This is a genomic window from Bradyrhizobium sp. JR3.5 (assembly GCF_054057015.1).
The window spans coordinates 249,735-275,260 of the sequence record NZ_JBSRYV010000002.1 but is presented as its reverse complement, the minus strand read 5'-3'; the positions used below and the strand labels follow the sequence as shown (position 1 = coordinate 275,260).

At 64.7% G+C, this 25,526-nt stretch carries 29 protein-coding genes, 3 pseudogenes and 1 riboswitch; of the genes and pseudogenes, 11 read left to right on the top strand and 21 right to left on the bottom strand.

The window, feature by feature from the left end; translation table 11 throughout:
* Positions 1 to 110 precede the first annotated feature (110 nt).
* Genes ACVWW1_RS17940 through ygfZ form a run of 3 tightly spaced genes read right to left on the bottom strand, consistent with a single transcriptional unit; the run spans position 111 to position 2,223 of the window.
* The gene (locus ACVWW1_RS17940; RefSeq protein WP_176529747.1) at positions 111 to 722 is read right to left on the bottom strand and encodes a YfbR-like 5'-deoxynucleotidase; all 612 of its coding nucleotides are present in this window, start codon (positions 720 to 722) and stop codon (positions 111 to 113) included.
* Positions 719 to 1,345 (bottom strand): DNA-3-methyladenine glycosylase I, encoded by a 627-nt coding sequence (locus ACVWW1_RS17935; protein ID WP_456656881.1) that lies wholly within the window; start codon positions 1,343 to 1,345, stop codon positions 719 to 721. Before ACVWW1_RS17935 ends, ACVWW1_RS17940 begins: the two co-directional genes overlap by 4 nt.
* Positions 1,342 to 2,223, bottom strand: coding sequence for a CAF17-like 4Fe-4S cluster assembly/insertion protein YgfZ (gene ygfZ / locus ACVWW1_RS17930; RefSeq protein WP_456656880.1), 882 nt, complete (start codon positions 2,221 to 2,223; stop codon positions 1,342 to 1,344). The genes ACVWW1_RS17935 and ygfZ overlap by 4 nt, the downstream gene beginning before the upstream one ends.
* Before the next feature lie 129 nt (positions 2,224 to 2,352).
* Between ygfZ and ACVWW1_RS17925 the strand changes: the two genes are divergently transcribed.
* Positions 2,353 to 3,687 (top strand): dihydroorotase, encoded by a 1,335-nt coding sequence (locus ACVWW1_RS17925; RefSeq protein ID WP_456656879.1) that lies wholly within the window; start codon positions 2,353 to 2,355, stop codon positions 3,685 to 3,687.
* Between the two features lie 82 nt (positions 3,688 to 3,769).
* On the opposite strand, the gene ACVWW1_RS17920 is transcribed toward ACVWW1_RS17925, so the two are convergent.
* The 5 genes from ACVWW1_RS17920 to ACVWW1_RS17900 form a co-directional block, all read right to left on the bottom strand.
* Complete coding sequence (locus ACVWW1_RS17920) at positions 3,770 to 4,036, bottom strand: hypothetical protein (protein ID WP_028332620.1); 267 nt, start codon at positions 4,034 to 4,036, stop codon at positions 3,770 to 3,772.
* 155 nt (positions 4,037 to 4,191) lie between these two features.
* Positions 4,192 to 4,848 (bottom strand): HAD family hydrolase, encoded by a 657-nt coding sequence (locus tag ACVWW1_RS17915; protein WP_456656878.1) that lies wholly within the window; start codon positions 4,846 to 4,848, stop codon positions 4,192 to 4,194.
* Complete coding sequence (locus tag ACVWW1_RS17910) at positions 4,838 to 5,215, bottom strand: TIGR02301 family protein (RefSeq protein WP_176529752.1); 378 nt, start codon at positions 5,213 to 5,215, stop codon at positions 4,838 to 4,840. The genes ACVWW1_RS17915 and ACVWW1_RS17910 overlap by 11 nt, the downstream gene beginning before the upstream one ends.
* Positions 5,216 to 5,300: 85 nt before the next feature.
* Positions 5,301 to 5,720 (bottom strand): NUDIX hydrolase, encoded by a 420-nt coding sequence (locus tag ACVWW1_RS17905; protein WP_456656877.1) that lies wholly within the window; start codon positions 5,718 to 5,720, stop codon positions 5,301 to 5,303.
* Positions 5,721 to 5,759: 39 nt separating this feature from the next.
* On the bottom strand, positions 5,760 to 6,260 hold the full coding sequence (locus ACVWW1_RS17900) for a hypothetical protein (protein ID WP_456656876.1): 501 nt from the start codon (positions 6,258 to 6,260) through the stop codon (positions 5,760 to 5,762).
* 62 nt (positions 6,261 to 6,322) lie between these two features.
* Between ACVWW1_RS17900 and ACVWW1_RS17895 the strand changes: the two genes are divergently transcribed.
* Together ACVWW1_RS17895 and ACVWW1_RS17890 are read left to right on the top strand one after the other, a co-directional pair.
* The gene (locus ACVWW1_RS17895) at positions 6,323 to 7,084 is read left to right on the top strand and encodes an SOS response-associated peptidase (RefSeq protein WP_456656875.1); all 762 of its coding nucleotides are present in this window, start codon (positions 6,323 to 6,325) and stop codon (positions 7,082 to 7,084) included.
* 230 nt (positions 7,085 to 7,314) lie between these two features.
* A complete protein-coding gene (locus ACVWW1_RS17890) occupies positions 7,315 to 8,355 on the top strand; it encodes an IS110 family RNA-guided transposase (protein WP_456655417.1) in 1,041 nt (346 codons plus the stop codon).
* Positions 8,356 to 8,710: 355 nt separating this feature from the next.
* On the opposite strand, the gene ACVWW1_RS17885 is transcribed toward ACVWW1_RS17890, so the two are convergent.
* The 3 genes and pseudogenes from ACVWW1_RS17885 to ACVWW1_RS17875 form a co-directional block, all read right to left on the bottom strand.
* Complete coding sequence (locus ACVWW1_RS17885) at positions 8,711 to 9,097, bottom strand: RidA family protein (protein WP_229168840.1); 387 nt, start codon at positions 9,095 to 9,097, stop codon at positions 8,711 to 8,713.
* 3 nt (positions 9,098 to 9,100) lie between these two features.
* Positions 9,101 to 9,581: pseudogene (locus ACVWW1_RS17880) on the bottom strand (DUF6691 family protein).
* A gap of 2 nt (positions 9,582 to 9,583) precedes the next feature.
* Positions 9,584 to 10,021, bottom strand: a complete 438-nt coding sequence (locus ACVWW1_RS17875) for a YeeE/YedE family protein (RefSeq protein WP_207831919.1) — start codon at positions 10,019 to 10,021, stop codon at positions 9,584 to 9,586.
* Positions 10,022 to 10,227: 206 nt separating this feature from the next.
* Here ACVWW1_RS17875 and ACVWW1_RS17870 point away from each other — a divergent pair.
* Positions 10,228 to 10,663 (top strand): annotated as a pseudogene (locus ACVWW1_RS17870) (hypothetical protein).
* Positions 10,664 to 10,756: 93 nt separating this feature from the next.
* On the opposite strand, the gene ACVWW1_RS17865 reads toward ACVWW1_RS17870, so the two are convergent.
* Positions 10,757 to 11,272 carry a mismatch-specific DNA-glycosylase gene (locus tag ACVWW1_RS17865; RefSeq protein WP_456656874.1) on the bottom strand — a complete coding sequence of 172 codons (516 nt, stop codon included), beginning with the start codon at positions 11,270 to 11,272 and terminating at the stop codon, positions 10,757 to 10,759.
* 77 nt (positions 11,273 to 11,349) lie between these two features.
* Between ACVWW1_RS17865 and ACVWW1_RS17860 the strand changes: the two genes are divergently transcribed.
* The gene (locus tag ACVWW1_RS17860) at positions 11,350 to 11,895 is read left to right on the top strand and encodes an HD domain-containing protein (RefSeq protein WP_456656873.1); all 546 of its coding nucleotides are present in this window, start codon (positions 11,350 to 11,352) and stop codon (positions 11,893 to 11,895) included.
* A gap of 345 nt (positions 11,896 to 12,240) precedes the next feature.
* Here ACVWW1_RS17860 and ACVWW1_RS17855 read toward each other — a convergent pair whose 3' ends face one another.
* A complete protein-coding gene (locus tag ACVWW1_RS17855; protein WP_456656872.1) occupies positions 12,241 to 12,609 on the bottom strand; it encodes a hypothetical protein in 369 nt (122 codons plus the stop codon).
* Positions 12,610 to 12,810: 201 nt separating this feature from the next.
* Here ACVWW1_RS17855 and ACVWW1_RS17850 point away from each other — a divergent pair, with 201 nt between their 5' ends.
* The 3 genes from ACVWW1_RS17850 (at position 12,811) to ACVWW1_RS17840 (ending at position 15,382) form a co-directional block, all read left to right on the top strand.
* Complete coding sequence (locus ACVWW1_RS17850) at positions 12,811 to 13,980, top strand: flavin-containing monooxygenase (protein ID WP_456656871.1); 1,170 nt, start codon at positions 12,811 to 12,813, stop codon at positions 13,978 to 13,980.
* A complete protein-coding gene (locus ACVWW1_RS17845) occupies positions 13,880 to 14,482 on the top strand; it encodes a hypothetical protein (protein ID WP_456656870.1) in 603 nt (200 codons plus the stop codon). The genes ACVWW1_RS17850 and ACVWW1_RS17845 overlap by 101 nt, the downstream gene beginning before the upstream one ends.
* A 204-nt stretch (positions 14,483 to 14,686) precedes the next feature.
* Complete coding sequence (locus ACVWW1_RS17840) at positions 14,687 to 15,382, top strand: DUF262 domain-containing protein (RefSeq protein ID WP_456656869.1); 696 nt, start codon at positions 14,687 to 14,689, stop codon at positions 15,380 to 15,382.
* A 112-nt stretch (positions 15,383 to 15,494) separates the two neighbouring features.
* On the opposite strand, the gene thiC is transcribed toward ACVWW1_RS17840, so the two are convergent.
* The 6 genes from thiC to ACVWW1_RS17810 all read right to left on the bottom strand — a co-directional run bounded on the left by thiC (position 15,495) and on the right by ACVWW1_RS17810 (position 21,170).
* A complete protein-coding gene (gene thiC, locus ACVWW1_RS17835; RefSeq protein WP_456656868.1) occupies positions 15,495 to 17,393 on the bottom strand; it encodes a phosphomethylpyrimidine synthase ThiC in 1,899 nt (632 codons plus the stop codon).
* A gap of 168 nt (positions 17,394 to 17,561) precedes the next feature.
* Positions 17,562 to 18,170, bottom strand: coding sequence for a thiamine phosphate synthase (locus tag ACVWW1_RS17830; RefSeq protein WP_456656867.1), 609 nt, complete (start codon positions 18,168 to 18,170; stop codon positions 17,562 to 17,564).
* Positions 18,157 to 18,939: a thiazole synthase gene (locus tag ACVWW1_RS17825; protein WP_456656866.1), complete on the bottom strand. Its 783-nt coding sequence runs from the start codon at positions 18,937 to 18,939 to the stop codon at positions 18,157 to 18,159. Before ACVWW1_RS17825 ends, ACVWW1_RS17830 begins: the two co-directional genes overlap by 14 nt.
* A gap of 198 nt (positions 18,940 to 19,137) precedes the next feature.
* Complete coding sequence (gene thiS / locus ACVWW1_RS17820) at positions 19,138 to 19,335, bottom strand: sulfur carrier protein ThiS (RefSeq protein ID WP_028332603.1); 198 nt, start codon at positions 19,333 to 19,335, stop codon at positions 19,138 to 19,140.
* Positions 19,326 to 20,339, bottom strand: a complete 1,014-nt coding sequence (locus ACVWW1_RS17815) for an FAD-dependent oxidoreductase (RefSeq protein WP_456656865.1) — start codon at positions 20,337 to 20,339, stop codon at positions 19,326 to 19,328. The genes thiS and ACVWW1_RS17815 overlap by 10 nt, the downstream gene beginning before the upstream one ends.
* Positions 20,327 to 20,470: riboswitch (TPP riboswitch) on the bottom strand. Its footprint overlaps the gene before it by 13 nt.
* A gap of 172 nt (positions 20,471 to 20,642) precedes the next feature.
* Positions 20,643 to 21,170: a transglycosylase SLT domain-containing protein gene (locus ACVWW1_RS17810; protein ID WP_456656864.1), complete on the bottom strand. Its 528-nt coding sequence runs from the start codon at positions 21,168 to 21,170 to the stop codon at positions 20,643 to 20,645.
* A 379-nt stretch (positions 21,171 to 21,549) separates the two neighbouring features.
* On the opposite strand from ACVWW1_RS17810, the gene ACVWW1_RS17805 reads away from it, so the two are divergent.
* Complete coding sequence (locus ACVWW1_RS17805) at positions 21,550 to 21,744, top strand: hypothetical protein (protein ID WP_050403193.1); 195 nt, start codon at positions 21,550 to 21,552, stop codon at positions 21,742 to 21,744.
* 45 nt (positions 21,745 to 21,789) lie between these two features.
* Here the strand turns inward: ACVWW1_RS17805 and ACVWW1_RS17800 are convergent, their stop codons facing one another.
* Both ACVWW1_RS17800 and ACVWW1_RS17795 read right to left on the bottom strand, forming a co-directional pair.
* A complete protein-coding gene (locus tag ACVWW1_RS17800) occupies positions 21,790 to 23,148 on the bottom strand; it encodes an ATP-binding protein (RefSeq protein ID WP_456656863.1) in 1,359 nt (452 codons plus the stop codon).
* A gap of 2 nt (positions 23,149 to 23,150) precedes the next feature.
* A pseudogene (locus ACVWW1_RS17795) lies at positions 23,151 to 23,889 on the bottom strand (response regulator).
* Between the two features lie 288 nt (positions 23,890 to 24,177).
* Here ACVWW1_RS17795 and ACVWW1_RS17790 point away from each other — a divergent pair.
* Both ACVWW1_RS17790 and ACVWW1_RS17785 read left to right on the top strand, forming a co-directional pair.
* Complete coding sequence (locus tag ACVWW1_RS17790) at positions 24,178 to 24,555, top strand: PRC-barrel domain-containing protein (RefSeq protein WP_456656862.1); 378 nt, start codon at positions 24,178 to 24,180, stop codon at positions 24,553 to 24,555.
* A 364-nt stretch (positions 24,556 to 24,919) separates the two neighbouring features.
* Positions 24,920 to 25,444, top strand: a complete 525-nt coding sequence (locus tag ACVWW1_RS17785; protein ID WP_456656861.1) for a PRC-barrel domain-containing protein — start codon at positions 24,920 to 24,922, stop codon at positions 25,442 to 25,444.
* Positions 25,445 to 25,526 lie beyond the last annotated feature (82 nt).

Genomic DNA, 25,526 nt, shown 5'->3' with positions numbered 1-25,526 from the left:
CTAGCGGGTGCGCCCGATTATAACGGTTGCTTCCAGGTGGGCAAAGCCGGGCGGCGCGATGCCAGCTCTTCGTTTTGCGGCGCAACCGGCTGCACGCTTCGCGGCGGCGCCTATGACGCGTGCAATGCCTTGAAGCGTTCGAGGAACTGCTTTTCAGCCCTCGCTGCGGTCCATGGGGTCAGATAGTCGCGCTCGGTGGCTTCCGGCAATTCCGGATCGCGGCCGAACAGCCGCCTGGCTTCGGCTTGCGAAAATCCCGCCAGATGCGTCGCCTCGAGATAGGCGGCGCCGCGATCGGCGGCCTTGATCTGCTGGGTGATCTCATCCGCCAGCACCGCTGGCAGTCCGAAGCGGATATGGATCGCCGACAGCAGCCGCTTCTCCACCGCCTTGTATTCGCCTGCGAGCACCGCCTTGAACGGCGAGATCATGTCGCCGATGACATATTCGGGCGCGTCATGCAGCAATGCAGCGAGACGATGGCGGATATCGACGCGCGGCGTCTGCTGGCGCATCACGGCCTCGACCAGCAGTGTGTGCTGCGCCACCGAGAAGATGTGCGCGCCAGAGGTCTGGCCATTCCAGCGCGCGACCCGCGCCAGTCCGTGCGCGATGTCGACGATCTCGATATCGAGCGGCGACGGATCGAGCAGATCGAGCCTCCGCCCCGACAACATCCGCTGCCAGGCGCGGGTGGTCTCGGTCGATTGACGCGCAGTCATTTCTTCTTGAGCCGCGGTGTGCGGAGCTTGCCGCTGCAGGCCTCGTGGCAGAAGCAGGTCACGAGGTGATCGTTGACCATGCCGGTCGCCTGCATGAAGGCATAGACGATGGTCGGGCCGACGAATTTGAAGCCGCGCGCGCCGAGTTCCTTGGAGACCTTGATCGAGACCGGCGTCGAGGCCGGCACGCTCGCGGTGGTCTTGAACTGATTGACCTTCGGCTTGCCGTCGACGAAGTCCCACAGGAATTTCGAGAAGCCGGGACCCTTCTCCATGATCTCGAGATACGACTTGGCGCTCGCCACCGTACCTTCGATCTTGGCGCGGTTGCGGACGATGCCGGCGTCGTTCATCAGCGCATGCACCTTCTTGTCGGTGTAGCGCGCGATCTTCTCGGGCTGGAAATCGTCGAAGGCTTTGCGGAAGTTCTCGCGCTTGCGCAGGATCGTGATCCAGGACAGGCCGGCCTGGAAGCCGTCGAGGATCAGCTTTTCAAAGAGCGCGCGGTCGTCATATTCCGGCACGCCCCATTCATTGTCATGATAGGCGACGTAGAACGCATCCTCGCCCGGCCACGGGCAGCGCGTCTTGCCGTCGGGGTGCAGTTGCGCGCTGCGGCTCATGCAACGGTCTTCTTGGGTGTGGTGCGGACAGCATCAGGATCGGCGAGGTGAAGCGCGAGCCCGCCCGCGGTCAGCGGCAGGCCGGCGTCGAGCGCATCGGCGACGCGGTCGATGCGCACCAGCGCGAGGCCTTTCTCGCCGGCGGTCGAGCCCATGGTGCCGACCTGCTTGTCGCCAGCCTGGATCGTCGCGCCAGTCTCGGGGGAGGGGCCGTCGAGAATGATCTTCACCGTGCGGGTGCGCGCCGTGCCACGATGCTGCATGCGCGACACCACCTCCTGGCCGACATAGCAGCCCTTGTCGAAATCGACGCCGTTGAGGCGGTCCATATTGGTCTCGTGCGGGAAGGCGTCGCCAAACATGAAGTCGAGCCCGCCGCGCGGCACGCCGGCCGCGATGCGATGCGCCTCATAGGCGCTGGAGTCGACGAGATCGGCGCCGATCAGCTCAGCGAGTTTCTGCTTCAGATCTTCCGGGATCAGGACGCGCCAGCCGAGCGCTGTGTTGCGCGGATCGGAGAAAGCGAGATCGGGGATCGCCGCCGGCTCGCCGTCCCAGGCTGCCAGCACACCGAGGCTGTCGGAGAGGTTCTCGACCACGACCTTGGCGCGCAGCTTGTAGAAGCCGAGCTTGTCGGCAAGCCCCTTGGCGAGCGCGCGCGGCGCGTCGATCAGGAAGCCGCCGCCGTGGCCCGTGGGTATCTCGGTGATCAGGAAGTCGACGATGATCTTGCCCTGCGGCGTCAGCAGCGCGCCAAACCGGGCCTGTCCCGGGGCCAGCTGCTCGACATCGGTCGTGATGAGGCCGTTGAGGAAGTTGCGGGCGTCCTCGCCAGAGATTTTGACCACGCCCCGATCTGGAAGAAACGCTGCTTTCATTCGCAAAATTGGCTCTTTTTCCAAGTTCCTTGGGAAACGCTGTCCTCGCGGATATCCCCTGCCAAGCTAAGGCGCTAGAGTGCGCCGAACAAGGCCCGCGCGACAGCCGAAAGCGGGCGCCGAGGACCGATGAATCAGCATTTTGACACCATTCTAAAATCCGGCACTGTGGTCAATCAGGACGGCGAGGGCGTGCGCGATATCGGCGTCACGAATGGCCGCATCGCCGCGATCGGCGCGCTCGGCCAGGCCTCGGCCGGCGAGGTGATCGACTGCAAGGGCCTGCATATCCTGCCCGGCGTGATGGACACCCAGGTGCATTTCCGCGAGCCCGGGCTGACGCAGAAGGAAGATCTCGAGACCGGCTCGCGCAGCGCCGTGATGGGCGGCGTCACCGCGGTGTTCGAGATGCCGAATACCAATCCGCTGACCGTCACCGAAGAGGCATTTACCGACAAGATCAAGCGCGGCCACCATCGCATGCATTGCGACTTCGCGTTTTTCATCGGCGGCACCCGCGAGAACGTGCAGGACCTGCCGGAGCTCGAGCGCGCCCCGGGCTGCGCCGGCGTCAAGGTGTTCATCGGCTCCTCCACCGGCGCGCTCTTGGTCGAGGACGACGAGAGCCTGCGGCGGATCTTCCAGGTGATCCGGCGCCGCGCCGCGTTCCACGCCGAGGACGAGTATCGTCTGAACGAGCGCAAGCCGCTGCGGATCGAGGGCGATCCACGCTCGCATCCGGTGTGGCGCGACGAGACCGCAGCGCTGATGGCGACCGAGCGCCTGGTCAATCTCGCGCGCGAGACCGGCAAGCGCATCCATGTGCTGCACATCTCGACCAAGGAAGAGATTCTGTATCTGCGCGACCACAAGGATGTCGCGTCCTGCGAGGCGACGCCGCACCACCTCACGATGGCCGCGCCGGAGTGCTATGAGCGGCTCGGCACGCTGGCGCAGATGAACCCGCCGGTGCGCTCGGCCGATCATCGCGCCGGCATCTGGTACGGCATCGAGCAGGGCATCATCGACGTGCTCGGTTCGGACCACGCGCCGCATACGCTGGAGGAGAAGGCCAAGACCTATCCGGCCTCGCCGTCAGGCATGACCGGCGTGCAGACGCTGGTGCCCTTGATGCTCGATCACGTCAATGCCGGGCGGCTGTCGCTACAGCGGTTCGTCGATCTCACCAGCGCGGGTCCGGCGCGGCTGTTCAACATCGCCTGCAAGGGCCGCATCGCGGCGGGCTATGATGCCGACTTCACCGTGGTCGATCTGAAGCGCAGCGAGACCATCGCCAACAAATGGATCGCCTCGCGCGCAGCCTGGACGCCCTATGACGGCGTGCGGGTGCAGGGCTGGCCGGTCGGCACCTTCGTGCGCGGCAAGCGGGTCATGTGGCAGGGCGAAGTGACGACGCCGTCGACGGGCGAGCCGGTCCGCTTCCTCGAGACGCTGAAGGCCTAGCGCATCAAATGCGCTAGATTCTTGTTTGACGCGTTTTCTTTACGCGAACCGGTGCCCACTTCGCGCGAAACGCTTTGCGGGATTACTGCCGGGCCAATGCCAGCGAGAACTCGCCGTTGCGCACGCGCGCGGCGAGGCCCTCGGCGAACTTCGCCACCGCGTCCTCGCCATAGGTGCCGACGAGCTCGGCGAGCGCCGCGAACAGGCTCGCCTGGGCGAGGCAGTCGCCGTCGACGCCGTCGTGACGCGCTTCCGCCCACGCCTCGTTCAGGTAGCCCAGCGCGGCCTGCTTCTGCTCGTGATCGGGACGCGGGTCTTGGTGATGGGGAAAGGACGCTGGATGGCGCATGAAACTCTGCAAAATGGATGCGCGCGGTCCGAGGAGCGAACCACTGCGACGCGCGAGATTTATCACGCATGCGGGTACCGCCTAGCCCACATCTTTCGAAAAGGTTAACGCCCGCCACGGCATTTGAAGGGGAATTCCGGGTATCGCCGCCGCGATCAGCCAAATGCGCTGTGGATATGGTCCAGCACGGCGCGCGGCGAGGCGCACAGATGACTGGCGCCGGCCTCGATCAGCTCCTCCGGCGTGCCGTAGCCATAGGTGACGCCGATCGCGCGGATGCCGTTGCGATTCGCTCCGACAACGTCGTGACTGCGGTCGCCGATCATCAGGGCCTTGCCCGGGTCGGCCCCGGCCTGCGCCAGCGCATAGGCCAGCAGGTCGACCTTGTTGACCCGGGTTCCGTCGAGCTCGGAGCCGAACACGTGGTCGAAATACCGGCTGAGGCCGAAATGCGCGACGATCCGCGTCGCGAACACATGCGGCTTCGAGGTCGCAACGTAGATGCGCCCCGGCGCCTGCCGCAGCTCCGCCAGCACGTCCGCGATATCGGGATAGACGCTGTTCTCGAACAGCCCGACATCGCCGAACCGCTCGCGGTAGAGCTCGACGGCGCGGTCGGCGAGTTCCTCGCCGCCGAGCAGCATCGCAAAGCTCGCCCGCAGCGGCGGCCCGATACACCAGGTCAGTTCGTCCTGCGACGGAACCGGGCGGCCGAGCTTGCCCAGCGCATACTGGATCGAGCCGGTGATGCCGGGCTTCGGGTCGGTCAGGGTGCCGTCGAGGTCGAAGAAGATGGCGCGGTCAGTTGGCATAGCGGGCCGTCAGGTCGCGCGAGATCTTCGAGCCTTCCTCGATATAGCGGCGGATCGCCACGGTGGCGGCCGGGGTGCAGGTCCGGTAGGTCTGCTGGAAGCCGTTGTAGCCGCGGTTGAAGCCCGCAACCATGCGGGCGCGGCGGTCGCCGGAGGGGGTTTCGGCATCGATCAGCGCCTGCATCTCGTTACGCCATTTGGCGCCCTCGTTGGAGCCGCAGATGCCGCGCAGATAGTGCAGGGCGCCGAGGATCTCGGCGAGCCGCTGTAGGTCGCCGTCGAACGGCGCAGCCGCGTCCTGCGCGCGGGCAGGCGTCGCGAGGCATGCCGACATCAGGATCACAACGGCGAGAAAGGCTCTGATCATCAGGGGTTCCGGAATCGCCGTGGTATGCCCCCTCAATGCGCCCGAGGCAAGGCGGCAAGGCTCCAATACCGCCCCCAAACCGGCCTCAGACCAGACACCGGGCGGCCGCAATGACCTCATGCAGACCGCCGGTGACCTTGAGGTCGCCGATCTCCTCGGGCGCCAGCCATTTGAAATCGTCGTGCTCGTCGTTCAGCACAGGCTCGCGGGAGGCCCAGCGCGCCGCGAACGTCATGATCAGATAATGCCCAGTGCCGGGACCGGTCGGCAGCACCTCGCGCCAGCCGGCCAGGCCCAGGATCTCGACCCGCAGGGCGGTCTCCTCGTCGATCTCCCGGTGCAGGGCGGTATGCAGCGTTTCGCCGAATTCGACCCGGCCGCCGGGCAGCGAATAGAAGCCCTTGCCCGGCGAGCGGGCGCGGCGGACCAGCAGCACCCTGCCGTCGCGGAAAATCACGCCGGAGACGGCGAGCTGCGGGCGGATCGGAGGTTCGGGAGAGCTCAAGACGACAACCAGTTTTGACGACCATCATGCCCGATAAAATCAGGCGCCCGCCATGATGCCGTCGACATCGGCCTCTGCGGCGCCGTTGATGACACCGGCGGTCTGCATCACCAGCGGCTTGACCCAGACGATCGCCTGCTCGGCGAGCGCGACCCGGCTCCTGTCCTGGTGCAATTGCCGCATCGCGGAGCCGACCTCGGTCAGGATCTTGGTCATGCTGTCGGTGAGCTGGTCGAATTCTGCCCGGATGCCGGCATCCGCCATCTGATAGGCTTCGATCGCGAGGTCACGCGCCCGAAAATTGGACGCGGTGAAATGCTCGGCATAGGACAAGGGTTGCCATTCGAGGAAATCGCTGGCGCATTCCGGCAGGTCCGGCACCATCTCCAGCAGCATGATGGCTTCGTTGAAGTGATTGAGGTAGTCGGTCGCAAGCCCGGTGCGGGGATTGATGTTGGCGGCGCGCAACAGCGCCGCCCGCGCCTCGTCGGGGAACGTCGGTCGCGGGGAAGTGCCCGCTATGGCGGCCGTTGAGGTCATTGGTCGCAGTCTTTAACGGTCCAAGTTAAGGCGGAATAAACGGATACCACCCTGGACAGGATATGTGCGGACGCTTTGTCATTACTTCGCCGCCGGCGGCCTTGCGAGAGATGTTCGGCTACATCGAGCAGCCGAATTTTCCGCCGCGGTATAATGTTGCGCCAACCCAGCCGATCCCGGTCGTGCTGCTGCAGAATGGCGGCCGGCATTTTCAATTGATGCGCTGGGGCCTGATCCCGTCCTGGGTCAAGGATCCCCGCACATTCTCGCTGTTGATCAACGCCCGCTCCGAGACGGTGCGGGAAAAGCCCGCCTTCAAGAACGCGATCAAGCGCCGCCGCGCGCTGATCCCGGCCGACGGCTATTACGAATGGCAGGATGCCGGCGGCCGCAAGCGGCCGTTCTTCATCCATCGCCGCGACGGCCATCCGCTTGCTTTCGCCGCGCTCGCCGAGACCTGGATGGGACCGAACGGCGAGGAGCAGGACACGGTCGCGATCGTCACCGCGCCTGCGAGCCCCGACATCGCGCAGCTGCATCACCGCGTGCCGGTCACGATCCGGCCCGAGCAATTCGCGCGCTGGCTCGACTGCCTGCCCAACGACGTCGACGACGTGATGCCGCTGCTGAAGGGACCCGATGTCGGCGAGTTCGCCTGGCACCAGGTGACGATGCGGGTGAATGCCGTCGCCAACGACGATGCGCAATTGCTGCTGCCGATGAGCGCGGAAGAGATCGCAGCCGAGGATGCGCCAGCGCCGAAGAAGGCAGCAGTGCGCAAGGTGCCGGTGCCGGAGGATGACGGGCAGGGGTCGTTGTTTTAGCGAACGTCTGCACAGCTGCGCAGCGTGCGCTGGAATTGAAGCGCAGTTCTCTCCACGTCGTCGTCCCTGCGGAAGCAGGGACCCATAACCACAGGGCTGCATTGTTGAAGCGCGCTGTCGCTCCGGCTTCGCAAACCAATTGGCAATCGTGGTTGATGGTGTGGACGGCCCCCTACGGCATCAGTGTGCCAGAATGAGGTTGTTGTAAATCTCAGACAAGGAGACCGTCCGTGAGAGAGATTATCCGTATTGGGATGGATACGTCGAAGCATATTTTTGTGCTGCATGGGGTTGATGCGTCCGAGCAGCCGGTCTTACGCAAGAAGCTTTCGCGCAAACTCGTGCTGGAGTTCTTCGCCAAATTGCCGCCGACGGTGATCGGGATGGAGGCCTGCGGAGCTTCGCAATATTGGGCGCGCGAGCTTTCCAGGCTGGGCCATGAGGTGAAGCTGATGGCGCCGCAATTGGTGAAGCCCTACGTGATGCGGAACAAGAATGACGGGCGTGATGCAGAAGGCCTGTGTGAGGCGATGAGCCGGCCGAGCATGCGCTTTGTGCCGGTGAAGACGGCCGAGCAGCAGGCTGCGCTGATGCTGATGGGGGTCCGCGACGGACTGATCGCCCGGCGCACCCAATTGACCAACACGATCCGCGGCCATGCGGCGGAGTATGGCCTGATCGCGCCCAAGGGACTGGAGGCGATCGAACCACTGCTGGCGCGGATCGCGCAGGACGAGACGCTTCCCGCTCTGGCGCGCGAGCTGTTTGTCGTGCTGGGCCGGGAGTGCGTCAGGCTCGAGGGCGAGTTGGAGGTGGTTGAGGCCAGGCTGATGGCCTGGCACCGCGGCGATGCCACGGGCCGGCGCCTGGCTCAGATCCCCTCGGTCGGTCCGATCATTGCAACGATGCTGGTGATGAAGACACCTGATCCGGGCGCGTTCCGCTCCGGTCGTCACTTTGCGGCTTGGCTGGGATTGACACCCAAGGACCACTCCACCGCAGGCAAGACCAGGCTTGGCAAGATCACCCGGGCGGGCGATGAGGACCTGCGCCGTCTGCTGGTCGTCGGGGCCACGGCGGTGATCCAGCAGGCCAGGCGGGGGCGCGGTCATCACTCGCGCTGGCTGCTGGCGCTGATCAAGCGTAAGCCGCCGAAGCTTGCGGCCGTAGCGCTCGCCAACAAGGTGGCGCGCATCGTCTGGAAGCTGATGGTGACGGGTGAGAGTTATGACGCCGCACGGCTGAATGCCGCGACGACGGGTACCGCTTAACAGATTGGCCGGCTGGCGGGCTCGCTCGTCAGCCGACCCGGAGCTGCAAGAGCAGATGGAGCGATCGATCGAGCAACGATGCGAGACAATCCGTGGGACCCATCGGCCGTCAACAGGTCGCGTGGTTGTTTGGAACTCGCATCGCGCAAACCATCTTGGCCAGCGATCCATTCGATCGCACTCAACAGGCCGGACATATGGATGCAAGCGATCCGATCAATCCCAGAAAGCTCTTGTGCCACGGGGGCCGTCCACATATGGGTCCCGGGTCGCGCTTCGCTTGCCCGGGACGACATCTGGTTTGTGGCTTCCGTCATTCCAGGGTGCGCAATTGCCGGGAATTACAAGGACGCCATCACCCCTTCACTGACGCCACGCCCTCGATCTCGATCAGCATCTTCGGATTGGGCAGCGCCACCACGACGCAGGTGGTGCGCGCGGGGTAGGGTGCGGGGCCGAACGCGCCGGCATAGAGGACGTTCATCGTCGCGACGTCAGAGGCGCGGGTCAGCAGCACGTTGACTTTGACGAGATCGCGCATTGTGGCGCCGGCCTCGGTCAGCACGCGCCGGAAATTGGTGACGACATTGGCGAACTGCGCCTCGAAGCCGTCGGGCAGCTCGCGGTTGGCGTCGAAGCCGGGAATGCCTGAGATGAACAAGAGATCGCCGACGCGGGCGCCGAACGAGAGCGGCGGCGCCGTGACGCCGGGCGGAGGAGGAAAGTGCTTGATCTCAGTCATGGGTCACCCGTCTGCGCGAGAGGGAAGGGAAGCGGTTTCGACGGCGCTCGGCGCCAGCGTACGCCAGCGCCAGGGATTCTTGCCGAAGAGATTCTGGCCGATCATGCCTGCCAGCATCGCGACGACGAACACCACGATCGGCAGCGAAAGCCCGGCGAGGTTTGACCAGCGCGGGCCCAGGGCAGATGCCGGCGAGGCCCCAGCCGATGCCGAACAGCACGGCGCCCCCAACCAGCGGCGCATCGATGTCGTTGCGGTCCGGCCAGAGGAAGCGCGCCGAGAAGGCGGGCGCCGTGCGCCGCCGCGCGATCGCAAAGCCGGTTGCCGAGACCGCAACCGCACCCGCCATCACGAAGGCGAGCGTCGCGTCCCATGCGCCGAACAGATCGAGGAAGCCGAGCACCTTCTGCGGATCGGTCATGCCCGAGATCAAAAGGCCCGCGCCGAAGATCAGACCGCAGAGGAAGCTTGCGAGAACCGGCATGGTCAACCTCCGATCCCGTGCCTGACGATGGCAACCGTGACGATCGCCGCCGTCATGAAGATGAACGTGGCCACGATCGAGCGGCCGGATAGCCGCGCGAAGCCGCAGACGCCGTGGCCCGAGGTGCAGCCATTGCCCATCCTTGTGCCGAACCCGACCAGAAGGCCCGCGATCGCGATCACCACAAGGCTCGCATTCATCGCCGGCCGCGGCAGCGGCGCGCCGAACAATGCCGCAATCAGGGGCGCCGCGATCAGCCCGGCGATGAACGCGATGCGCCAGGAGCGGTCGGCAGTGCGGTCGGCGGTATCGGGCTGGAGCAGGCCGCCGACGATGCCGGTGACGCCGGCGATCCGCCCGGTCAGCAGCATCAGCAGCGCGGCGGCAAGCCCGATCAGTGCGCCGCCGGCGAGGCCGGAAAGTGGGGTGAAATCGTGCATCGGTGCGGGTCCCTGTTGCGCAAACTCCTCAGCGATGGCGCAAAGCGGTGGCAGCGCATGCGCCAATGGTCGCGCGACTACACGCCCGATGATAGACTCCGCAATAACAGGAACAAGCGCAATCCCGCGTGTTTTGCCGGCATTTCGACGTGCCGCCGCCCGATTGGATTGCCGCGATTCGCTTCACTTCGTCCGGAGAACTCCCCATGAGATTGTCATCCGCCGCCCGCGCCGTGCTGGTTCGCACTGGCGCTGCTCACCGGATCGTCCGCTGCACTGGCCGACGAGGGCGCGGTGACGCTCGTCATCTTCAAGGGCGGCTGGATCTTCGGCGGCTCCGCCGGCAAGGGCGTCCTGACCTTCCACGGCCAGACCTACGGGCTGACCGCCGGCGGGCTGGACTATGGTCTCGTGTTCGGCGGCTCGCAGACCACGTTGCAGGGGCGGGTGCGCAATATCCGCCGCGCCCAGGATATCGCCGGCGTCTACGCCGCGGCAGGCATGGGCGTTGCGCTCGGCGCCGGCGTGCGCGGCATCCTCTTGACCAACCAGAACGGCGCGGTGCTCGAATTGAGCGGCAAGCAGATCGGGTTGATGGCCAATGTCGATCTCAGCGGGCTTGCGATCACGTTGAAGGAGTAAGGGGCGCGGTGCGTAGGGTGGGTTAGCCGAAGGCGTAACCCACCGACTTATATCCGCGATTGAAGATGGCGGGTTACGCTGCGCTAACCCATCCTACGATTCTGCGATCCACTGCGCCAGCTCACGCCACGGCTGCAAGGTCCAGTGCCCCGACGCCGCACCCGATGGCGACGGCAGCACGAACACCTCTGGAAAACCGCTCACGGGCGGCTGCCGGCCGAGCGCAAGCGCGCTTGTCGGCCGGTCGTAAAACAGGCTCGCCGCCTTCCTGCTGGTGAAGGCGATGGTCTTCGGCCGAACCATCTCGATCTTGGTCCTGAAGCCCGCGACATCGAACGAGCCCCGCGCGATCTCATGATCCATCCCGGCGCCGGTCTTGGAGAGATCGGTGAAGCCGATGCCGAGTTCGAGCAGTGCGGTGAACTCATCCGGCCGATAGCGCCGCGGCGTGATGCCGGCCTCATGCAGCGCGCGCCAGAAGCGGTTGCCGGGATGCGCGTAGTAATGCCCCACGGTGGCCGAGCGCGTGCTGGCCGCGGTGCCGACGAACACCAGCCGCAGATTGGCGCGGAGCTGGTCGGGGAGGCGGTGACTGTCGTTGTCCTGCATTTGAGAGATGGTGGAAGTCGCCGGTGTGACGGACCCGACCGCTACCATTTCCGCCGCCCTCGTCATATACGTCGGCGATGAACCGCGAAGAATTGGTCGCCGCCTACACGGCGCCCGGCCGCCATTATCATAACCTCGCGCATATCGAGGACTGCCTCGCGGCGCTCGCGCGCGTCGACGGGCTCTCCGCGGTCGAGCGCGAGATCCTGTCGGAAGCGATCTGCTGGCACGATGTCGTCTACGACCCGACCCGGACGGACAATGAGGAGCTGAGCGCGCAGCTCGCCGAGCAGCACGTTCGCGCCGGGATCGGCCACGAGGTCGGCCGCCTGATCCGTCTGACGAAGACGCACGACGTTCAGGCCGGCGATCGCCTCGGCGCGATCCTGATCTCGATCGACCTCAGCATTCTCGGCGCCGAGCCCGCGCGCTACGATGCCTATGCCGCGGCGATCCGGCAGGAGTTCATCCATGTCGCCGATGCCGACTATCGCGCCGGCCGCGCCAAGGTGCTTCGCCACTTTGCCGCACGCCAGGTGATCTTCCCCGACGCCGGCTTCGCCGCGACCTACGACCGCCGGGCCCGCGACAACCTCGCGCGCGAGATCGCGGCGCTGGGCTGAGCGCTGTCGGTAAATCGCCCACTCCCCGTTCTTGCGGGGAGAGGGCTGGGTGAGGGGCTTTAGCCGCATATGGCCTGGCTCCGCAGGGGCGCATTGCCAAAACATCGAAAACAACCCCATGCACAGTAGCCGCCGGCGTGCCGGCATTCGGGCACGGCCACTTGACATGTCGGGCAAATCAGTGGCATTATTCTATTATTCCGAAATTGGATAGGCGCGCCTCACCCCGCGCTACGGGACATGGCCGTAGCCCTATGCGATTGCCTGCCGCATAGCGGGGCGAGGTCGCGGCTCGATTGCCTTGATCTCGTCAGGCGCTAGCGCACCGGCTCCTTGATCTCGTCCTCAGTCGTCGCCGCCTGCGCCGGGCCCCGTCGAGCGCACCATCAAGAACCGTCCCGAGAACGCCGTGCCGCGGATGCTCCAGCGGCCGTCGATCTCCGTCGCGTCGGCATTGACAGCGCCTTCATAGTGGACGGTGTCATAGCCGTAGCCCGATGGTTCGTAGCGCTTGACGAAAGACACCGCGCTGCCGGAGCGGTGACCCGCCAGCGAGGCATTGTGGGTGCTGAGCGGGCAGCCCGGCGCGACGCAGGGTTCGGTCACGCTGCCGCCGAGCGCGCCGCCGGCGTCGATCAACGTCGCCAGGAACGTGACCATACCGCTCGGCTGGACGTAGCTGCCGTCCCAGACGCCGGTGAGATTGTCGGTCATGGTAGCCTTAGTTGCGTAGCCCGCATGAGCGTAGCGACATGCGGAGCGCTCGCAAACCCGGATGCCGCTTCGCTCATCCGGGCTACGATGTGGCGCTCGCAGCGCCTCAACGCAAGTCGCGCCCGCTCGCGCGCAGTTGCCTGCACCAGCAAAAGGGTCTGTAATCCAGCCAACAGATCAAGAAGAATTTTGGAGCAGGACATGACGGGAGAGCCGAAGACCCAGTACGAGGTGATCGTGGTCGGCGCCGGCGTCGCCGGCATCTACCAGATCAAGCGGCTCGCCGATCTCGGCATCGACGCCATCGTGCTCGAAGCCGCGCCCGATCTCGGCGGCACCTGGTACTGGAACCGCTATCCGGGCTGCCGCTTCGATTCGGAAAGCTACACCTACGGCTTCTCGTTCTCGCGCGAGCTGCTCGACGAGTGGCACTGGAAGGAGCGCTTCTCCGGCCAGCCCGAGAATCTGCGCTACCTGAACTATGTCGCCGACAAGTTCGACCTGCGCCGGCACATGCAGTTCAACTGCAAGGTCGAGGCGATGCAGTTCGACGGGGCGCGCGACCTCTGGCGGCTCAGGATCAGCGACGGCCGCGCGCTGACCTGCCGCTTCGTCGTGCTGGGGATCGGCTTGCTCTCGGCGCCGACCATGCCGCGCGTGCCTGGCATCGATGACTTCAAGGGCCGCTCGTTCCACACCTATTACTGGCCGCACGAGCCGGTCGATCTCGCGGGCAAGAAGGTCGCGGTGATCGGCACCGGCGCGACCGGCATTCAGGTGATCGGCGAGATCGCCGACAAGGTCGGCGAGCTCACGGTGTTTCAGCGCCGGCCGAACTGGAGCGCGCCGCTCAACAACAGCGAAATCTCGGACGCGGAGATGGCCGATATCCGCGCACGCTACGACGAGATCTTCGCCGCCTGCGCGCTGACGCCCGGCAGCTTCGTGCACGGCCCCGACAAGCGCGGCTTCTACGAGGTGAGCCGCGAGGAACGGCTGGCACTGTGGGACAAGCTCTACGACGAGCCCGGCTTCGGCATCTGGCTCGCGAACTTCCGCGAGATTTTCATGGATGAGGCCGCCAATGCGGAGCTGTCCGAATACATCGCCGATCGCATCCGCCGCCGTGTGAAGGATCCCAAGGTCGCCGAAAAAGCTGATCCCCAGAGATCACGGCTTTGGCGTGCAGCGCTTGCCGCTGGAGACAAATTATTTCGAGGCCTACAACCGCGACAATGTGCATCTCGTCGATCTCTCCGAGACGCCGCTGGTGCGCGTCACCGAGACCGGCCTGCGCACCACGGCGCGCGACTACGAGTTCGACATCATCGTCTACGCCACCGGCTTCGACGCCATCACCGGCGCCTATGATCTGATCGACATCACCGGCATCGGCGGCGCGAAGCTATCAGACAAATGGAAGCATGCACCGTCGACCTTCCTCGGCATGCTCGTGCACGGCTTCCCGAACCTGTTGATGCCGACCGGCCCGCAAAGCGCATCCGCGTCGACGAACTTCCCGCGCGGCATCGAGAACGGCGTCAACTGGTGCACCAATCTGCTGCAATACATGTGGGACCGCGGCCTGACCCGCGCCGACGCCACACTCGAGGCGCAAGAGCGCTGGACCGCGCATGTCGTCAAGATGTACGAGATCATGCTGATGCGCAAAGCCAAGTCGTGGTTCACCGGCTACAACTCCAACGTCGCCGGCCACGAGGAGGGCACGGTGCGGTACTTCGTCTACAACGGCGGTACGCCGAAGTTCTTGGGGATCATCAACGGGGTGGCCGCGGGCGGGTATCGGGAGATTGCGTTTGGTGGGAGCTCGGGTGGCAACGTAAAGGCGATGGTGGCTAGCGCGTCGGCGTAGACTTTCGTCTATCAGTGGCTGGATTCGACGCTGCCCTCATTCGGGCCGCGCTTGCTGCATAACAAGGTTTTTGTGGCGCAGGATGGAGATCAGGCTTAGATCGGTCCTATCAACCGTCTCAGTATTGCGTTCTCCGCTCGTACAGTATTCAATTATAAGTAGCTACATGTCCAACCGCAGCTATGGCGCGAGCAAAGTGCAACGATGCAACGAAAAGCAACTTTCCAATCCCTGTCCTGGCTATGGGATCTGTATAACAGGAACCTTCTAGAAATGGATCCTCCCTATCAACGGAGGAGTATCTGGAATCAACCCTACAAGGATTTCTTCGTCGACACGGTTCTCAATGAGTATCCTTGTCCGGCGATATTTCTTTACGAGGATATTGCCCCAGAAGGTGTGGCAAAATACAGCGTTGTCGATGGTAAGCAGCGACTGCTCACTCTATTCGAGTTTGCCGGGAATCAATTTCCCGTCTCCTCCGAGGCGTCGATTGCAAAACATCGCGACAAATACTTCAAAGATTTGGATGACGACACAAAGCGCAGTTTCTGGAGATATCAATTTGCTGTCGAATTCATTCCATCGGAGGATGAAAACCTCATCAATACGGTGTTCGATCGCATTAATCGAAACGTTGCCAAGCTAACTCGCCAAGAGTTGCGCCACGCAAAGTTCTCGGGGCTGTTTATTTCCAAGGTAGAGGAATTGTCGGAATGGACCTTCGCGACTCTACCAAGGAATTTTCCGTTTATTCAACCTGCATCGCGAAAGCAGATGCGAGATAGCGAATTCATCGCCCAACTCCTGTTGTTGATCGAAGAGGGACCCAAGTCTTATTCCCAGGACGATTTGGACGCCGCGTTTAGCAGTACCGATTTAAACAGGAACGTCCTCTGATCGATATTTTGTCGCCCGGCGCGTTAGTCGGGGCAACAAAGGTATTCAGTTAAGGGGGTGAGCACTCCATCGTAGCAGCGACGCCGTGCAAGCCGGCGTCGCTGCCGACTCCTCACAACACCCTGTTGCTCTCCTTCACCTTGTCCGCGTCGAGATACAGGTTCTCGCCCATCTCCTTGAACTTGGCGCTCATCTGCGCCATGCCGTCTTCGATGGTGCCTGAGATCGACGCGCCGACGCCGGTCGGATCGTTGAGCGTCGCGGCGTAGTCGCGAACGTCCTGGGTGATCTTCATCGAGCAGAATTTCGGGCCGCACATCGAGCAGAAATGCGCGACCTTGTGGGCTTCCTTCGGCAGGGTCTCGTCGTGGAAGTTCTTCGCGGTCTCGGGATCGAGGCCGAGGTTGAACTGGTCCTGCCAGCGGAAGTCGAAGCGGGCGCGGGAGAGCGCATCGTCGCGGAGCTGCGCGGCGGGGTGGCCCTTGGCGAGATCGGAGGCGTGGGCCGCGATCTTGTAGGTGATGACGCCGACCTTGACGTCGTTGCGATCGGGCAGGCCGAGATGCTCCTTCGGCGTGACGTAGCAGAGCATCGCGCAGCCGAACCAGCCGATCATCGCCGCACCGATGCCCGAGGTGATGTGGTCATAGCCCGGCGCGATGTCGGTGGTCAGCGGCCCGAGGGTGTAGAACGGTGCCTCGCCGCATTCCTTGAGCTGCTTGTCCATGTTGATCTTGATCTTGTGCATCGGCACGTGGCCGGGGCCCTCGATCATCACCTGGCAGCCCTTGTCCCATGCGATCTTCGTCAGCTCGCCGAGCGTCTCCAGTTCGGCAAATTGCGCACGGTCGTTGGCGTCGGCGATCGAGCCGGGGCGCAGGCCGTCGCCGAGCGAGAACGAGACGTCATACTTGCGCATGAGGTCGCAGATCTCGTCGAAATGGGTGTAGAGGAAGCTCTCCTTGTGATGCGCGAGGCACCACTTCGCCATGATCGAGCCGCCGCGCGACACGATGCCGGTGACGCGGTTCGCCGTGAGGTGGATGTAGGACAGCCTGACGCCGGCGTGGATCGTGAAATAGTCGACGCCCTGTTCGCACTGCTCGATCAGCGTGTCCTTGTAGAGCTCCCAGGTCAGCTTGACGGGATCGCCTTCGCACTTCTCCAGCGCCTGGTAGATCGGCACGGTGCCGATCGGCACCGGCGAGTTGCGCAGGATCCATTCGCGGGTGGTGTGGATGTTGCGCCCGGTCGAGAGGTCCATCACGGTGTCGGCGCCCCAGCGGATCGCCCACACCATCTTGTCGACCTCTTCCTCGACCGACGAGGTCACCGCCGAGTTGCCGATATTGGCGTTGATCTTGGTCAGGAAGTTGCGGCCGATGATCATCGGCTCGAGCTCGGCATGGTTGATGTTCGACGGAATGATGGCGCGGCCGCGCGCGATCTCGCTGCGGACGAATTCCGGCGTGATGAACGCCGGCACCGCGGCGCCGAAGCTTTCGCCGTCGGCAAGGGCTGCTTCCGCACGCTCGAGCTGCTGCTTGCGGCCGAGATTCTCGCGCTCGGCGACGTAGATCATCTCCTTGGTGATGATGCCGGCGCGGGCGAATTCGAGCTGGGTGATCTTGTGGCCGTCGAGGCCGCGCAGCGGCCTGTGATGCGCGGTGAACGCCTTTGCGGCGTGGGAGGCGCCGACATTGCCGTTGTCTTCCGGCTTGATGGTGCGGCCCTGATATTCCTCGACGCCGCCGCGCTCCTTGACCCAGGCGAGGCGATTGCGCGGCAGGCCGCTGTTGACGTCGATCGTCACGGCCGGATCCGTGTAGGGGCCCGAGGTGTCATAGACCGGCAGGTTCGGCTCGCCGGCGCCTTCGGAGAGGATGATCTCGCGCAGCGGCACGCGGAGATCGGGCGCGGCCTCCGGCGTCACAAAGATCTTGCGCGATGAGGGCAGCGGGCCGGTGGTGACGGCGGGGAGCGTGGTGTCGGGGTTGGAGCGGATGTTCATGGGATCCTCCGGTTTAATTCGTGTGCGTGAATGTCGTTGTTCTCGTCACCCTGAGGTGCTCGCGAAGCGAGCCTCGAAGGGTCGACGAGCCGGGCCCTCGCCCTTCGAGGGCCGCTGAAGAAGCGGCCACCTCAGGGTGACGGTATGGACAGTGCGTGGTGGGCAGCATCACGCGGCCTCCGCGTTGAGGCCGAGCCATTGCCGCACCCGCGCGTCGGGGTCCGCGTTCTGGGTGACGTCGCTGACGACGGCGATCGAATCGGCGCCGGCGGCGAAGATCTCGGCGGCGTGCTCGAACTTGATGCCGCCGATCGCGACCAGGGGGATCGCGCCGATGCGCTTCTTCCACTCGGTGATCTTTGGGATGCCCTGCGGCGCGAACCGCATCGACTTCAGCGTGGTGAAGAAGATCGGGCCGAGCGCGACATAATCGGGCTTCGCCGCGAGCGCGGTCGTGAGCTCGGAATCGTCATGGGTGGAGACGCCGAGCGTGAGTTTGGCTTTGCGGATTTCAGAGAGGTCGGCTCCCGCGAGGTCTTCCTGGCCGAGATGCAGATGCTCGGCGCCGGCGACGATCGCCGCGCGCCAATAGTCATTGACGACGAGTTTTGTGCCCGTGCCCTTCGTGACGGCGAGCGCGTCGCTGACGATCTGCAGCGCCTCGGCATCGTCGAGCTCTTTCGCGCGCAGCTGGATGGTGCCGACGCCGAGCTTGGTCAGTCGTTCGACCCATTTGATGCTGTCGACGACGGGATAGAACGGATCAGGATACGGCATGCCAGAACGGGGTCCCAACGACAGGGGTGGAGGGGGAGGCGAAGTCGCGGGCTTCCATCAGCCCGGCTTCATAGGCGGTGCGGCCGGCCTCGACGCCGAGCCGGAAGGCGTTGGCCATCGCCACCGGATCGGCAGCTTTCGCCACCGCGGTGTTGAGCAGCACGGCGTCGTAGCCGAGCTCGAGCGCTTGCGCCGCGTGCGACGGCGCGCCGAGGCCTGCATCGACCACCAGCGTGATGTCGGGCAGGCGGTCGCGCAGCAGTTTCAGCGCGTCGCGGTTGGTGATGCCTTTTGCACTTCCTATTGGCGCTGCCCACGGCATCACCACCTTGCAGCCCGCCTCGACCAGCCGCGAGGCGACCGAGAAATCCTCGGTGCAATAGGGGAACACCTCAAAACCGTCCTTGATCAGGATGGTGGCGGCCTCGACCAGGCCGACGACGTCGGGCTGCAGCGTGTCGTTGTCGGCGATCACCTCGAGCTTGATCCAGGGCGTGCCGAACAATTCGCGCGCGAGCTTCGCGGTGGTCACCGCCTCGCGCACGCTGCGGCAGCCCGCGGTGTTCGGCAGCACGGTGACGCCGAGCTCGCGGATCAGCGCCCAGAACGCATCGCCGGTCTTGCCGCCCGCGGCTTCGCGGCGGAGCGATACGGTGACGATGCTGGCGCTCGAGGCGCGGATCGCGCCCTGCATGATCGCCGGCGACGCATACAGCGCCGTGCCGATCAGGAGGCGTGACGGGAAGGATTTGCCGTAGAAGGTGACCATCAATGTCTCCGCATGTTGCGGTCTGCTCCCTCGCCCCGCTCTTGCGGGGAGAGGGTTGGGGTGAGGGGCATCTCTCCGCGCATTCCGATGCCGATGGACCTGTACCCCCTCACCCGGATCGCATCTCGCGATGCGATCCGACCTCTCCCCGCAAGCGGGGCGAGGTAAGGGGAGTTCGCGGCAATACTCTTGTTCACATCACCCTCCCTGCCGCGGCGTGATGATCTCGATCTCGTCGCCGGCCTTGAGCGCGGTCTCGGCCCAGCGGCTCTTCGGCACCACGTCGTAGTTCAGGGCGATTGCGAAATGCGTGCCCTCGTAGTCGAGCTCGGCGAGCAGCGCATCGACGCTGGAAGCCGCGATCTCCCGCTGCTCGCCGTTCACGATCACGCGCATTGCATCACCTCATTGTCGATTTCGCCGCGCGCGAGATAGGCGAGCGTCAGCTCGGCCAGCGCCGGCGCGAGCAGGAAGCCGTGGCGGTAGAGTCCGTTCACCGTGATGCGTTCCTGCTCGATGCTGATTTTGGGCAGATTGTCCGGAAAGGCCGGGCGCAGGCCGGCGCCGAATTCGACGATGCGCGCCTCGCCGAACGCCGGATGCACCACATAGGCGGCCCCCAGCAATTCCAGCGCCGAGCGCACGCTGACGCCGTTGTCCTCGGCCTCGATCGAGGTCGCACCCAGCATGAAGCGGCCGTCGCCGCGCGGGATCACGTAAAGCGGCCAGCGCGGATGGATCAGCCGCACCGGGCGCAACAATTCGACTTCCGCGGTCTCGATGACGATCATCTCGCCCTTGACGCCGCGCAGGCTCGGCTCGCGGTCGCGCGCGGCAAGACCGCGGCAATCGATCACGAGGCCGTCGAGATCATCAGCCTCGGCGTCGCTGCCGAACTTGATGGCGCCGCCGGCCTTCGCGATGGCGGCATGCAGCCGCGGCAGCACGCGGCGCGGCTCGACATGGCCCTCGTCGGGATAGAACAGGCCGTCACGGAAGCGGCCTTCGAGCGACGGTTCCAGTTCGCGGACGCCCTCGGCATCGAGCCGGTGATAACCTGACGTGAGGCGGGCAAAGCGCTCGAAATCGGCGCGGTCGCGCGGATGCGCCACCACCAGCGAGCCGTTGAACGCCGTTTCCGGAAAATGCTGCCGCCACAAATCGAGCGAACGGATGCCGAGCCGGGAGATTACAGGCTCGGAGGCCTCCGCCTCGCACCACGGCGCCAGCATGCCGCCGGCCCAGTGGCTTGTCGATTGCGTCATCGCAGCGTCACTGCGCTCATGCAGGGTGACCGCACGTCCGGCCTCTGCGAGCAACAACGCATGCCAGGCGCCGGTTATGCCTGCGCCGATGATGGAGACGGGGGAATCCCCCCGCGGTTGTGACGTCTGATACATCCCTGTCCCTTCGCCGGCATGACCCGGATCAGGTTCAAAGGGTCACCGCGGTCCCGAACTGATCGCCGTGATGGCGAAGTCCAAGCTTGCGGTATCTCAGCTCCTCCTTCGGAGCACCCCTCGGAACGCGCCTAATGTAAGCTGATGGGCGGATGTGTCAACTTGCATGCCAGGAGCGGCACCGCGGCGTGCGCAGAGCGCGCGTGCCTCGGATGCAGCCCAGCGCGACAGCGGTGGGCTGCGTCCGGGGCCATTCTTTCGAAGCAACGCTTGCGTTGTACCGCGTCCGGGACACGCAAACACCTATTTGGGAGCCTGTTCCGGCTTTGGCTCGGCGGTCTCGGCCGACATTTGCTCTTGCCTGGCGAGTTCCTTCGGTGGCGCACCCGCGCCGCCTTGCATCGCCTCCTTGAGGTGACCGCCGCGCTGCCGCTTTGCGACATAGTAATAGCCGCCCGCGAAATAACGCACGGCTCGGTCGAAATCCCCATTGGCGGCGCGATAGGCGCCAGCAAGGTATTTGACGCCGTATTTGAGGTTGGTCGCGGCGTCGCGCAGACCTTCGGCGGTACCGCTGTAGCCGACCCCGCGGGCGGTCGCGAGCTTGATCTGCATCATCCCGATGGCGCCGCCGCGCCCGATCAACTGCGGATGGTACTTGCTCTCGCGCACGATGACGCGATGCACCAGCTCTTCCGGCACCAGGTTCGCCTGAGCCTCCGCCGCCACCATCGCCTCATATTGCGCCCGCGATTGTGCATGCGCACCGGCGCAGGACGCCAGCACCGCGATGACGGCGGCAAGGCAGCTAAGGCTCTGAAGGGTCTTCATCTCGGATCGCCCGGGTGATCAAACGCGCGTCGGTTCTGCGGTCTCATTGGTACGGCGAGCAGGCAGGAATGTGGCAGAACCTTCGCATCAGCGAAACGTTCTGCGTCCGTGATCATCCGGGTGGGGGTGAAGCGGACGACGCGGTTGCGAAGACAGATGCTTCAAATTGTTTGCTTCAATCCTTTCAGCCGAAAATTGTCTCCGATCTTCTTGGCCGCCGATTCTTTCGGCCGCCTTTTGCCGCACGCTGTCCACAGCGGATTGTCGTGCAAACGACTCGATGAAGGTTTACACTGCACTCAACGACAGGCGCGCGTGTTGAGTCAGCGCGTCTGTCCGTTTCAGAGCACGCAAAAAAACAACATTCGGGAGATGCGCCATGGTCCGTCAGGACACCGGCTACATGCCTCGCGAAAATCCCTGCGCGCAATGCGGCAAGCCGATTGCCCGCCCCGATTGGGTGGAGCACAGCGAGGGGCGCACGTCGTTCCTGTGGAATTGCCGCGCCTGCAATTACCGCTTCGAGGCGATCGCGATCTACGACACAGCGCAGCTCACGCCGCTCGCCGCCTGATGCCTTGATTCTCGGTCAGCTTCGTTGCCGATCAGCTCCGGCTGATCAGGCCGCGGATTTCCGCGCCGATTGCAGCAGCTGCTGCCGCGCCGGCAGTTCGATCCGGACCACCAGCCCATGCGGCTTGCGATCGTGCAGCGACAGCGTACCGCCATGCGCGAGCACGATGGCGTTGGCGATCGACAGGCCAAGGCCAAAGCCTTCGGCCTCGTCCATGTTGCGCGCCTGGTCGCCGCGCACGAACGGCTCCAGCACGCTTGCCTTGTGCGCGTCCGAAATGCCGGGGCCGTCATCCTCGATGTCGATGACGAGGCGATCCGGCTTGACGGCGAGGCGAACCGCGACTTCGCCGCCGAAGCGCACGGCATTGTCGACCAGATTGGTGATGCTGCGATGCAGGTCGGCTGGCCGCGCGGTCGCCATCGCGTGCTGGGGACCTTCGTAGCTGACCTTGTGTCCCATATCGGCGAACTGGTCGGTGACGAGGTGCAGCGTGCTCGCGATGTCGACCAGCGTCATCTCCTCGAGCTTGCGGTCGTTGCGCAGGAACGACAGCACCGATTCCAGCATCGAGCGCATCTGGTCGAGGTCGCGCAGCATGCGGTGGCGATGGGTCTCGTCCTCGATGAATTCGGCGCGCAGCCGCATCCGCGTGATCGGGGTGCGCAGGTCGTGGCTGATCGCGGCCAGCATCTTGGTGCGGTCGTCGATCAATGCCGTGATGCGCTCGCGCATCCGGTTCAGCGCCTTGGCCAGCGAGCGGATCTCCTCGGGGCCGCGTTCCGGCAGCGGCGCGGCGGCGCCGTTCAGGCTGAAGGTCTCCGCAGCCTTGACGAAGGATGACAGCGGCGCCGTCAGCGCCCATGCCGCCCACAGGCCGAGCAGGGTGACGCTGATGACGGCGAACAGCACGGTCATCATCCAAGGGCCGCCCCAGAACGGCCGCATGTGCTGATCCGGCATCAGGTTCGCGGCGAACATGGTGCCGTCCGGCAGGCGGATCGCAACGCGGCGGATTTCGCCGTCACGTGGCGCGCTGCCCGCCTCGCGCGGCAGAGAGTAGACGCGATAGCCGGCGCCGAGCCGGCGCAGCGCGTGCAGGCTCGGCGTGTCGGCCTCGGTGAGCGTGCCGGTATCGGCCGGCAGGTCACCGATCGCAAGCTGCGGGAAGGCTCTGATGACGTCGGCCTGGAGCCGCGGCCGCTCCGATGCCGGCGCGTGCCCGAGCAGTTGCGCGGCGGCGGCGAGCTGGGTGTGCCAGCGATCGGACGGCTCCGGCCGGTCCGGGCGATGGATCAGGAAGGTGGCGGTGATGATCAGATGCAGCGTGACGATCGAGACGACGACCAGCGCCGCCATCTGGGCGCCGATCCCCCGCAGACTCAGCACGCGCAGCAGCTTCATGGTCAGTTGCTCGTGGCGGCAACCGCCTCCACCCTCGGAGTGAACACATAGCCGCCGGACCGCACCGTCTTGATCATGGTGGCTTCCTGCGGATCGGGCTCGATCTTGCGTCTGATACGGCTGACCAGCACGTCGATCGAACGCTCGAACGAGCCGGCGCTGCGGCCCTGGGTCAGGTCGAGTAGGCTGTCGCGCGACAGCACGCGGCCGGGCCGTTCGCAGAAGGTGCGTAGCAGGTCGAACTCGGCGCTGGTCATGGCGACCCGTGCGCCTTCGGGGTTGCGTAGCTCGCGCAGACGGATGTCGATGCGCCAGCCGAGGAAGGTCAGCGTGGTCGCACCCTCGATCGCGCTGGCGTTGCGCGCGGCGGCCTGCCGGCGCAGCACCGCGTTGATGCGCGCCAGCAGCTCACGCGGGTTGAACGGCTTGGCCAGATAATCGTCGGCGCCCATCTCGAGGCCGAGGATGCGGTCGACGTCCTCGCCGCGCGCGGTCAGCATGATGATCGGCATCTGCGACTCCGCGCGCACCTTGCGGCACAGGCTGAGGCCGTCCTCACCGGGCAGCATGACGTCGAGCACCAGGAGATCCACGCGGTGATCGGTCATGGCCTTGGGCCATTTCGCGGCCGTCGGATGCGGTCGTGACATGGCAGGAATTGGTGCGGAGATATTTTGCGATGAGAGACCGCGTTTCGCGGTCGTCCTCGACGACGAGGATATTGGGCGCAGCCTGGGTCATACCGACTCTTTTGTCCGTGATTCGGGGGAAGCGGCTCAGGAATTTTGTTTCAGTGCATTTCTGGAATCTTGCCCGGCATAACGAGTTAACAGGTTGGCGCTGTGGAGAAAAGTTATCGTTCTTTCATCAAGCCTAATATGTTGAAATACGGGCGGAAGTCTCCGATGCCGCGCGTCGGTCGCGCGGCGCCACGGCGGTCCAAAAAAGGGGAAGAGCGGCTGCCATATCCGGCGCCGGAACCCGTTCCCCAGGCGACGCGTTGTTTCTCTTTCAGGCCAGGAGGATGAGATGGCTGTCGAGGTCAGGGCAAGGCCGCATCAGCTCATTGCAAGCGATCGGGTCGAGGGCACGGCGGTGCGCCGCGCCAATGGCGACATGATCGGCCATATCGAGCGACTGATGATCGACAAGATCTCGGGCAAGGTGTCGTACGCGGTTCTGAGCTTCGGTGGTTTCCTCGGGATCGGAACCAATCTGCTTCCGCTGCCGTGGGCCCGGCTGCACTACAATCCGAAGTTCGAGGCTTATGAGCTCGATATCGAGGACGACGAATTGAAGCGCGCGCCGTCGTTCCGCGCCGACAAGGATTTCGATTGGGGCGACCGCTCGCAGGAAGTCGAGCTGCATCGCTTCTACGGCGTGCCGCCCTATTGGGGCGGTTTCTGAGCGCAACACGTCGCGCTCGTTCAGCTTCCGTGGCGCGGGGCGCGCTGCGACATGCGCGTGCGGATGATTTTGGGCAAGCGCGGTTCGCCGGGACGACTTAGTGAGCCAAACATCGTCACATCAGGGACTGCGCGTCCGGCGCAGTCGTGAGGCTCAACCGCAGCTTACTTGAGAGATCACGATCGCTTTCGTCAAGGACCGCAACGTTCCATGCGTCGGAAAGTGCGCATGCTCGGGCTTGCCGCATCGCTTCCATGGCGTTCCCAAGCATTGGGGCGGCCTTTGAGCGCAGGCTCGTTAGGAACGGTCGCGGACATCAGGGGTTTTCCCAGCATCGATTTTGCGAACCGAGGAGAGCGCAACTATGTTGGTCAAATCCATCATCGCCGGCGTGGCCGGCTCCGCCCTGCTTGCAACCGTCGCGATTGCACAGACCCCCACCGACAAGGGCGACAAGATGTCACCTGCGGCGTCGACATCAACGTCGACCACGTCTGCCACCACCTCGTATCAAGGTAACTGGCGCGCGTCGAAGGTCGTCGGCCTCAGCGTGTACAACGACAAGAACGAGAGCGTCGGCTCGATCAACGATCTCCTGATGGACAAGGGCGGCGCCATCAAGGCCGTCGTGATCGGCGTCGGCGGCTTCCTTGGCGTCGGCGAGCATCTGGTCGCCGTGCCGCTCGACAAGGTGAAGTTCGAAAGCGAGCCGGTCGCCTACACCGGCGCCTCGAACACCGGCAGCACGACCAAGTCGACGACCACCACCGGCGCGGCGCCTGCGGCGGCGGCGTCGAAGCCGAATCCGTGGTATCCGGATCACGCCGTCTTCAATGCGACCAAGGACGAGCTGAAGGCGATGCCCGAGTTCAAGTACGCGACCGACTGACGCGGATCGTAACCACCACCTGTAAGAGACCAGCGCGCCCGGTACTGCCGGGCGTGCTTTTTGTTGACTTGCGGATAAAGGC